Here is a 3483-nt window from a genome sequence, read left to right on the forward strand (position 1 = left end):
AACGGGATCTTGTCCGTGATGGCGCGGCGGACCGTCGCCTTGGCCATGGCCACCTTCGTCTCGAAGGCGACCTCGTCGTCGATGCCGGCCCGGCGGCACCTGTCGCGGTCATCAGTCCACGAGGCGGGCAGATACAAACGCCGGTCGATCAGTGTCCGCCCGCGCTCAGTGGCATAGGCGAGGAAGACACCGACCTGGCAGTTCTCCGTCCGCCCGGCGGTGCCGGAGTACTGCCGCTGCACCCCGGCCGACCGCGTCCCCTTCTTCACAAAGCCCGTGTCGTCCACGACCAGGACGGCGCCCGGGTCGCCGAGGTTGTCGACCACGTACTGACGCACATCGTCGAGGACCTCATCGGCGTCCCACTCGATCCGATTCAACATCCGGTGGATGCGGTCCGGGCCCGCGTGGCCGGCTTCCTCCGCCAGCGTCCAGCCGTTCTTCCGCTGCAGTGGAGCGATCAGCCCCCGCATATACGCCAGCGCCGACTCACGCGGCTCCGACCTGCTGAACCGGTGCACGAACCGCCCGTGCACAGCCTCCAGTTCACCCGCCCACAACCTGACATCAGCAAGGTCCCCACCCATAACCACACCAACGACCGACCTGGCCATCCGTCACGGCAAGCACCGTTGCAGTACTAGTTGCTGTCCTTGTCGTCGTTCTCCTTGAAGCAGACGACGAACGATCCTTCCGCGCCCATCTGGGTGAGTGAGCCGGTCGTGCCTGGAACGCCGGAGCACGAGAAGGTGTCGACGACTCCGCCCTTGTCCATCTTCAGGACCTTGTAGTCGGCGTGCGGGTCGGTGCAGTCGAGCTTCTTAGTCTTCGCGTGCTTGTCCGTCCCGACGTTCTGGAAGCAGTCGCCGGCGTGGAGCGTGGCGGACTGGTCCTTCGCGTCGTGGGGGCCCAGGGTCACGAACGCCACCAGGCCCGCGAGGACAAGGACCACACCGAGGAAGATCAGGCGGTTGCGCCGTATCTGCGCGGGGGTGTACGAGGCGGTCGGGCCGCCCAGGGGCGGTGTGTGGGGCACGGGCAGTTCCTCAGGCAGTGGGGACGTGCGAAAACGGCCAAGAAGCAAGCCCACTTGGCCAGTCGCAGAGTACGACACGGCGACGCGAACCGAACGCGCCGCGGGCCCCTCCGGCGGTGCCGTAGCCCTACGGCAGCTCCCCGTTCAAGCGTCCGCCCGGGCCCCGCCTGTCCATTTCTTTGGCCGCGGCGTGCGTATCTGGGCCCGCACCAGATCTCCGTGTTCCGTGACCCGAAGGAGTTCATCCCCGTCGTGCACGCCCCTCTCGTCCGTGTGCCGTCGCGTCTGGCCGCGACCGTCCTCGCCGCCGCGGCGGTCGGCACCCTCGTCTGGTCACCCGCCTGCGCGGCGCCGGGACGGGCGGATGGCCACGACAGTTCGGACCGGGCTATGCGATCCCCGACAGCGATGGTCACGCCGCCGGCTCTCATATCGGCGCCTACGGGCCGCCGGGTATGAAGGTGTTCGGCGACTACGAGACGTTCTGCGCCGATCCCACGCGCAAGGGGCCGGATGCGGCGGGCGGCTGCACCGGCCCGGAGACGGCGGAGCACTAGACGTCCTCGGTCACCGGCCGCCTTGTCCCCGACACCCATCCGCAATACGCCTCCTACATGGTGGGCAGGTACGGCCAGACCCGCAGCGCCGCCCAGGGTGCCTCGGTCGATGCGGCCGTGTACGAGTGGCTGGCCGGCGGTACTACGGCAGCGACGGCGCCCGCGGCAAGCAGCGTCTGGCCTACCCGGAAGGGGACCCGTCCGCCCGGACGACGGCGCTCGGTTTCCTGGACGAGGCCATGAAGTACGCGGGCCCTTACCGGAGGGCCCACCCCGCATCAGCATCCCGCAGACACCCGGAAGAGGGCTGGACCGATCACGTACGCATTTCCGAGCTGCACTCTGCTCCCTGGAGCAAGGCCGGCCGGAAGCCTGATTTTCCGGCTCTCCGCGTGACGCTACCCACGAGAGGCAGATCACGTCCTAAGCGGGATCGTAGAGCCGCACAGCGGTCTGCGCACAGGAAAACCACGAAATGACCGAATTGTCACAATATCTACGGTCCTGAGTAGTAGGTCACATCCTTGCTTCCCCTGTTCGCGGTCGCTAACCATGTCTCTCGTCGCCGCAAGCAGCGGGTCGGGCCGGGTGAGATCGCCGGGGCCGTCCTTGTTTTTGCCGCGCTGTGCGGGGCCTCGCCCCGACGCCCTTCAGGCCGCGACCGGATGATCCGGCCGGCGCCCAAAGACGTCCCGTAGGAGACCCCCCATGACCGCGATCACCGCTGCGTCCCGCCTCGCCCGTCTGCGCAACCTGGCCGTCACCGGCCTGGTCACCACCGGCGCCGCGGCCGCGGCCCTGACGCTGACGCCGGCCACCGCCCACGCCGCCGAGGCCCCCAAGGCCGCCCCCGCCATCGCCTCCAAGGCCGCCGACCCCGCCGGTGCCAAGGGTGGCGCGAACAACCTGGACGGCTGGATCAAGCAGTCCCTGGCCATCATGAAGGCCAAGGGCATCCCGGGCACCTACGAGGGCCTGCACCGCAACATCATGCGCGAGTCCAGCGGCAACCCCAACGCTCAGAACAACTACGACATCAACGCCAAGAACGGCATCCCCTCCAAGGGCCTGCTCCAGGTCATCGACCCCACGTTCAAGGCCTTCCACGTCACCGGCACCGCCAACAGCTCCACCGACCCGGTCGCCAACATCACCGCCGCCGCCAACTACGCCGCCCACCGCTACGGCTCCATCGACAACGTCAACTCCGCGTACTGAGCCACCCGGCGTTCGTCACCCGTCCGGATTGAGTTCCGGATACAGCATCTCCAGCAGTTCCCCGCCCGCGGGCGTGCCCGGGTCGCCGGGCACCTCGTAGCTGGCCGTCACGCCGAAGGTGGCCCAGACCCCGGCCGGGACGAAGGTAACGGTCACCGCCCAGCTCTCCGGCCCCCGGGTTCCCACCTCGCACCGTGGACGGTCTGCCCTGTAGGGATTGCCGTGCGGCACTCCAAGGGGTGCTCCAGCGCCCATGCCGAACGCACGCTCGCTCCCACCGGGGCGCGTACCGCACCGCCCGCAGAGCCGTCCCCGTGCGCCGGGCCGTGCACAGCCGGCAGCCGAACGCCACCGGACCGGCCACCGCGCCACCGATCTGCCACAGCCCCACCGGATCGCCATCCTAGGCACGCAGCTTGGCATCCTCTTCCGCCCAGGACGGCAACGCCCGTGCCAGCACAGCTTCCTCGACGCCGCACATGTCTGCCAGCAGCTGGCGTCCGGCCGTGTTAAGCAGCACCTCGGCGTCGGCCCGCGTACCTCCGCCCTCATGCCCGGGCGGGGGATTGCGCCATGTGCCCGGCTGACCTGGGCGTTCCTGGTGGGGGGGTGGGGAGCCAGGTGTCGAAGGCCGGGGGGTGGTCCCCGGTTGTGACGCAGCTCCTGTCGTCC

Annotated in this window: 4 protein-coding genes; 1 reads left to right on the forward strand and 3 read right to left on the reverse strand. The window is 69.1% G+C overall.

Translation table 11 applies throughout. The features are described from left to right. Both ABVB68_RS36650 and ABVB68_RS36655 read right to left on the reverse strand, forming a co-directional pair. The coding region (locus ABVB68_RS36650; RefSeq protein ID WP_353605552.1) for an IS701 family transposase at nucleotides 1-587 on the reverse strand (587 nt) is incomplete at its 3' end. A gap of 53 nt (nucleotides 588-640) precedes the next feature. Continuing rightward, nucleotides 641-1036, reverse strand: a complete 396-nt coding sequence (locus ABVB68_RS36655; RefSeq protein WP_353605553.1) for an LppU/SCO3897 family protein — start codon at nucleotides 1034-1036, stop codon at nucleotides 641-643. Between the two features lie 1265 nt (nucleotides 1037-2301). Between ABVB68_RS36655 and ABVB68_RS36660 the strand changes: the two genes are divergently transcribed. Beyond that, nucleotides 2302-2811 carry a transglycosylase SLT domain-containing protein gene (locus ABVB68_RS36660; RefSeq protein ID WP_353605554.1) on the forward strand — a complete coding sequence of 170 codons (510 nt, stop codon included), beginning with the start codon at nucleotides 2302-2304 and terminating at the stop codon, nucleotides 2809-2811. Nucleotides 2812-2826: 15 nt separating this feature from the next. On the opposite strand, the gene ABVB68_RS36665 is transcribed toward ABVB68_RS36660, so the two are convergent. Further along, the gene (locus ABVB68_RS36665; RefSeq protein WP_353605555.1) at nucleotides 2827-2967 is read right to left on the reverse strand and encodes a hypothetical protein; all 141 of its coding nucleotides are present in this window, start codon (nucleotides 2965-2967) and stop codon (nucleotides 2827-2829) included. Nucleotides 2968-3483: the final 516 nt, after the last annotated feature.

The sequence above is a fragment of the Streptomyces sp. NPDC096012 genome (assembly GCF_040426375.1).
Classification (GTDB): domain Bacteria; phylum Actinomycetota; class Actinomycetes; order Streptomycetales; family Streptomycetaceae; genus Streptomyces.

Excerpts from the sequence above, each read along its gene's own strand:
- ABVB68_RS36660 (WP_353605554.1), top strand. The coding sequence starts at position 2,302 with ATGACCGCGATCACCGCTGCGTCCCGCCTCGCCCGTCTGCGCAACCTG.